Source organism: uncultured Fretibacterium sp., from assembly GCF_938030725.1.
Classification (GTDB): Bacteria; Synergistota; Synergistia; order Synergistales; family Aminobacteriaceae; genus Fretibacterium.
This window is the reverse complement of sequence record NZ_CALHIQ010000174.1, coordinates 1-5,843: the sequence shown is the minus strand read 5'-3', so window position 1 is coordinate 5,843 and position 5,843 is coordinate 1. Positions and strand designations below refer to the sequence as shown.

At 64.9% G+C, this 5,843-nt stretch carries 7 protein-coding genes; all 7 read right to left on the bottom strand.

Features of this window, described 5'->3' with window-relative positions; genetic code table 11:
• Positions 1 to 249, bottom strand: a 249-nt coding sequence (locus tag Q0629_RS09695; protein WP_298781923.1) for a double zinc ribbon domain-containing protein, incomplete at its 3' end; no start/stop codon positions are given.
• Complete coding sequence (gene rnhA / locus Q0629_RS09690) at positions 246 to 725, bottom strand: ribonuclease HI (RefSeq protein WP_298781921.1); 480 nt, start codon at positions 723 to 725, stop codon at positions 246 to 248. The genes Q0629_RS09695 and rnhA, both read right to left, overlap by 4 nt.
• A gap of 78 nt (positions 726 to 803) precedes the next feature.
• Complete coding sequence (locus Q0629_RS09685; protein WP_298781919.1) at positions 804 to 2,834, bottom strand: AAA family ATPase; 2,031 nt, start codon at positions 2,832 to 2,834, stop codon at positions 804 to 806.
• Between the two features lie 104 nt (positions 2,835 to 2,938).
• Positions 2,939 to 3,952, bottom strand: coding sequence for a WYL domain-containing protein (locus Q0629_RS09680; protein WP_298781917.1), 1,014 nt, complete (start codon positions 3,950 to 3,952; stop codon positions 2,939 to 2,941).
• Positions 3,953 to 4,010: 58 nt separating this feature from the next.
• Complete coding sequence (locus Q0629_RS09675) at positions 4,011 to 4,427, bottom strand: GNAT family N-acetyltransferase (protein WP_298781914.1); 417 nt, start codon at positions 4,425 to 4,427, stop codon at positions 4,011 to 4,013.
• Between the two features lie 45 nt (positions 4,428 to 4,472).
• Complete coding sequence (locus tag Q0629_RS09670; protein ID WP_298781911.1) at positions 4,473 to 5,597, bottom strand: DUF3084 domain-containing protein; 1,125 nt, start codon at positions 5,595 to 5,597, stop codon at positions 4,473 to 4,475.
• Between the two features lie 19 nt (positions 5,598 to 5,616).
• On the bottom strand, positions 5,617 to 5,843 hold a 227-nt coding region (locus tag Q0629_RS09665; RefSeq protein ID WP_298781908.1), incomplete at its 5' end, for a hypothetical protein.

Genomic DNA, 5,843 nt, shown 5'->3' with positions numbered 1-5,843 from the left:
GATCAGAGGGGCGTTGGCGTGCCTCTTGCAGGGGCTGGGTGCCCCGCAGTACAGGCAGCGCGGCAGGAGCGGACGGAACAGGGCGTCGCGGCACCCGGAGCAGAGCACCTCCCCCAGCCTTCCGCAGACGGGGCAGCTCACGGGCCAGAGGGCGTGGAGCGCCAACGCCCCAAGACGGCGCAGGATGCGGAGCCCAGGGCGGGCGGACGCGGCAGAGGCTGCCCCGCCCTTCAGCTCAGGGGGTGTCAAGGAGCGGACCCCGCGCCCGCCCGAAAGCGCTCCCTGGCCTCCCGCACCAGCTCGTCGCAGCGGTTGTTGCGCTGGTCGGCCGCGTGGCCCTTGACCCAATGCCAGCGGACCTCGTGGGTCTGAGCCAGGCCCCACAGCTCCTCCCACAGGTCCCGATTCTGGACGGGCTCTTTGGCCGCCGTGCGCCAGCCGTTCCTCCGCCACTTCACGAGCCATCCCCGTTCAAAGGCGTTGCGCAGGTAGGTGGAGTCCGTGTGCAGGTCCACCCGACAGGGGCGCTTCAGGGCCCTCAGCGCCTCTATGGCGGCGGTGAGCTCCATGCGGTTGTTCGTGGTGTCCTCCTCGGCGCCCGATATCTCGCGCTCCGCGCCGTGAGATGGCGACAGCAGCACCGCGGCCCACCCTCCAAGGCCCGGATTGGGCGACGCGCCCCCATCCGTGTAGACGGTCACCGCCGTCCTCGTCGTTTCGCTCAAGAGAGCCCCTCCTTCAAAAAAACGGCCCGCCGGCCTCCAACCCCTCGTCCCCTTCGCCGTCAACGGCAGCGGCGGAACTCACGCGAAGCCCACCCTTCGCCCCGTGGGCCTGCCGACGCACTCCGGAGGCTCCAGGTCCTCTGGCAGGAAGGTCCTGATCGACTCGTCCGTGACGGCGTCCGGGGGAAGGGCCAGCACGCGGGAGGCGTGGCGCATCTCGGCCCGCTCCACCAGGTTTCGCACGAAGCGGCCGTTGCCGAAGTCCGGAGCAGCCGTCGCCCCCTCCAGCAGGCTCCGCGCACGCTCCAGGGTATCGGGCCCGGCCCTGCGGCCCTTCTCCTTCAGGATGAGGCCGAAGATATCCAGCAGCTCCTCCGTCGTGTAGTCGGGAAAATCGACGTGAAAGGCCACGCGGCTCCTCAGGCCCGGATTGCGCTCCACGAACTCCTTCATGCGGTCGGGATACCCGGCAAAGACCACCACCGTGTCCTCGCGGGCGTTCTCCATCTCCTGGACGATCGTGTTGATCGCCTCGTCCCCGAAGAGCCCCTCGCGCTCATCCAGCAGGGAGTACGCCTCGTCGATGAAGAGGACCGATCCCCTGGCCTCCTTGAACTTCTTCTTGACGATCTGCGCGGTCCAGCCCACGTACTTGCCCACCAGGTCGGCCCGGCCGACCTCCACCAGGCCACCCGTCGCGAGCAGCCCGTTGTCCTTCATGATCCGGGCCATCAGGCGGGCGACGGTCGTCTTGGCCGTTCCAGGGTTCCCGGCAAAGACCATGTGCATTGCCGGCCTTTGGGCGCTGACTCCCCGGTCCGCAAACAGCTTCTGGGCCTTGTGGAACTGGACGGCCTGAAGGATGATCTCCTTGACCGCCCGAAGGCCGACCATATCCATCAGCTCCCTGTAGGCGTCGCCCTTGGGCTTCGCCTTCCTCCCGTCGACTCCTGCGGACAGGTCCCGATACTGGGCGTGAAGCTCGGTCCTGAGGTAATCGTCGTACCATTTGTTGAACGTCTTGTTGAGGTCCGCGGTGATGTAACCCGACTCCGCCACGGGCAGACGCTTGAGGAGGGAGTCGCAGTTCTCGACGCCGTTTTCCCCGGCCAGCCGCCTCAGGTAGCCCCTGGCCGCCCTGTTGAACACGACCTCCTCCTCCAGCTTGACGAACGTGATCTCCGGGAGCTCCTCCATCAGACGACGGCACAGTTTCTCGTCCGACCGCCGTATCTCGATGAGGGAGAGGGTGTTGCGGCGGAACGCGGCAAGGCAGGAGGCGACGACCGCTAGGTTCTCGCTGGAGGCGTCGGCATAAGAGCGGTCTTCGTCCTCATCGGCACCCATATCCGTCAGGGACAGCACCAGGGTACACCCCTTCTGCGAGTCGTAGAAATTGCGCAGCCGCTCCGCGTCGCAGCACCCCCGGTTGGGGTCCAGCGTCAGGACGCAGTACCGCCTGCCCAACAGGCGCCCCCTCTGGAGCAGGGCCCCCAGCAGGAGCTCCCGCATGGACTGGCGAATTTTTGGGTCGTCCGACATCACGACGTAATGGACCGGGTGCCCCACGAAGTGTTTCGGGCCGCGGGCGTCGAAAATTCGATCGAGCTCCGGCCTGAAGGAGGCGCTGCAGAGCAGGCGCCTTGCCTCCACAAAGGCCTCCCGCTTCGCGAACGGCTTCGGGATCAGCAACTCGCTGTGGCCGCTGGAGCGATAGCTGTCGATGAAATCCATGTTGAGGTCGGACTTGTACTCGTCGTCGTCCTCGATGTAGTCCCTCCGATTGGCGCCGTACAGCAGCCTGGAGAACTCCGCCACTGTGATCTCCTCGAAGGCGGCGTCCTTCCCATGGAGGTCGATCCTCTCGCAGAACTGCTCAAGGCCCCTCTTGAGGTCCTCCTGGCCCGGGACCTTGACCCCGGCGAACGTCGCCGCGCCGATGGTGACCTTTCGGTCGTGGATCTCCGAGACGAAAAAGTTCATCTCCTCCCTGGTCTTCTCGTTGGCCTCCGTCGTCCGCTCCTTGATCCTGGCCCGCGTTTTCCTCATCTTCTGCTCGCTGCTCTCCAGGGCCCTGTCGCTCTCCATTCCGATCTTGTAAAACAGCACCGTCATCACCTCCCGATCGTTTAGTCAAGAGCATACAGGACACCCCGCACCGATATTGGTGCAAGTCAGCCGATGGACGCCGGGTCAGCGCACCGAGGCCCGCCTCAGAGGCCGTATCGTTTGGCCATCCTCCTGACGTCCTCCATGACCTGCTCCCGCAGCTTGCGCGGGGAGACGACCTCGCAGTGGTTGCCGAACTGCAGGGCGAAGAAGCGCATCCCCTCAAGGGCGGCGGTGACGCGCACCTTCATCAGGTCGTCGTCGATCGGGGTCATGGAGGCCCGGTTCCCGAAGGCATCCAGCACGTCCCCCGCGCAGGAGCGGGACATCTTCAGCACCACCGTCCTGGGCTCCCCGCCGAACATGAAGTGGTGCTCCTGGGCGTAGAGCGCAGCGTCGAAGCTCCTGTCCCGATAGGCCGGCAGGCTCCAGATGGGGCGGGCGCGCTCGTCCAGGACCTCGACGTCCGTCATGCGATCGATCCGGTAGTGAGTGAGATTGTCGCGGCCGTCGTAGCAGCCGATCAGGTAGTATTGGCCGTTGGTGCAGACCATGGCGAAGGGGTGGACGACGTAGGGGCGACTCCCGCGGGGGACCAGCTCCCCATTGACGCCGACGGAGTTCAGGACGAAGCGGAGCCGTCTTCTGTCCTCGATGGCCGCCTCGACGCGGTCCAGGTTCTCGAAGAACGCCCCGTTTCGGTGGTGGGGCCAGAGGGGCAGGGAGTGGACGTGGTCAAGCCGGCCCTGAAAGTGGCGGTTGGCCAGGCCGGCCAACTTGTCGATGAGGTTTCGGGCGTCCTCCTGCGGGATGTACCGGGAGGACAGCACGCTGTCGATGAGCACCCGCAGTTCGACGTCCGAGAGCTCCCGGCTCCGCAGGTAGGCGCCCCGGCCGTTCTCCTCGTAGGTGCTGATGTCCCAGCCCAGCTCGCAGAGCAGCGAGAGGTTCCGCCCCACTGCGTTGCGCGCCGCGCTCAGTCCGTAGTCGGCCTTGAGCTTTTTGATGATCTCCCCCGACGTGAGGGGGTGTTCCTCGTCGGAGTAGGCCTTTAATATTTCGAGTATGCATAGGGGCAGCGCACTCCGCCCTCCAACGCTTCCACCGGCGCAGCGCACGGGCCATCGCCTCCGTTTGAATTCAGATTACACTTTCGTGCAGGGCGCACCCGAAAGATCAGGAGTATTCGATCGGGCAGCGCATGAGCATCATCAGGCCCCGCTGCGTTTCAAAGCCCCGCCCCCTGAGGAAGCGCATCCACCCGGTGGTGTAGGCCATGATGATGGGGATGTTCCGGATGGCCGGGTGCGTCAGAGCGTAGTCCGCCAGGGCGCCCCCCAGCCCCCGCCCCTGGTGCGCGGGGTGAACGATGACGTCCCACAGGGACGCCCTGTAGACGAAATCCGTGATGATCCGGCAGAACCCCACGAGCTTGTCGTCGTGCCGGGCCGAGAAGCAGAGGCTCGTCCCGTCGATCATGGCCTGAATCCCCTCGACGGAGCGGCTGTGCCCCCACTCCGTGTAACGGTAAAGGCTCTGGAGCTCCTGCGCGTTCACCGCAAGCTTGCTGTCGTAGAAAAGGTAGTCTTCCATATTGGCCTCCGTCCCTCATGAGGGCATTGTCCTTGGGGCCGCGGCTCACTCCTGGAAGGAAAGCCGAAGGTTGACCGGTCCCTCGGTGTGGATGTCCCCCGACGCCAGGCCGTTGATGATGACGGGCGTGTGGATCGACCTCAACGTTTCCACGGCGTCGAAGAACTCCTCGCCTCGAAGCGTGCCGACGTTGTTCGTGGCCGGGTCCGGAAGGACGCCCTCGTGGATTGCGCTCACCTTCAGGTCGCGCAGGAAGCTGTGCAGCGCTTCCTCCGCGTCAAAGTCCTGAGCCTGAGCGTTGTACACCCGTCGGTAGATGACGTCGCCGTCGGAATAGAGCAGGAGGCTCCTGCCCACCTCAAAGCGCACGCCCACCTCCTCACCGAAGGCCACGTTCTCGCGGGAGATGGCGCGGACGTAGAGGCGGTCCGGCGCGTCCTCAATCCGCTTCAGCAGGGAGGCCTCCTCCTCCGGATCAAACGTGACGGAAACGCTCCGCGGGGTCGACGGCAGGAGCTCCGACATCCGCACCTGGGCCGCGACGCGGGCCCTCTGTTTGAGGTCCTCCAACCCCTTTCGGGCCTCTTCCTCGGACGTGCCCGGTTCAAAGGCCCCCTGAGCCAGAAGGACGTTGGCGCTCAGGGCGATCGATCCGCTGCGCATGGTGTGAAGCGCCTGCTTCAGCTGCTCCGATTCGTCCCGCAGCCCCTGAACGGATGCCGCCAGGTCGGACTTCTCCTGCTCCAGGAGCAGGCGATCGTTGCGAAGGGAGTCCAGGTCCAGCCGGGCGAGGTCCAGGCTCGCCGTGGTGACCTGCATTCTCGCCTGCTGTTCGGCGAGCGCCTCCTGGGCCTGGTCGGCGATCTCCTGGCTCTGGTTGAGCTGTAAGCGCAGGTCAAGGAGCTGCTGTTGAATGTAGTTCATGCTGAAGAGGGCGGTGCGCACGTCCTGGGAGAACGCGGAGAGCACTCCAAGGACGATCACGGTGATGACCCCGCCCGTGATGGCGGTGATCAGGCGGCTGGTGTACTTGGGGCGCAGGCCGAAGATGGATATCCTCTGCTTCCCGTACCGGAACCCAAGGACATCCCCCAGGAAGGCCAGCGCAGCGCTGCCCAGGATCAGGGATAAGATCAAAAACCAGTTAGCGCCGGAACCGGAAAAATTCAACGGTGAGCTCTCCTTCGCTTCAAACGTCGCGCGGTCCGCCGACCCGCGCGACGGGAGTCAAGAAGCTTTTATCAAGATGATCTCTAAGGAAGCGCTGATTAATCTTCAAAAGTTGTTGAAAGCGATCAAGGAACATCAAACGGAGGGTATCCTTCAGCGCTTCCTTAAGCGTTAAAATGGGGCTACGCCCCCCTTCGGGGAGCCTTCCGGCTGCCGTTCGCCCTTGCTCACGGGCCGTCAGTCCCA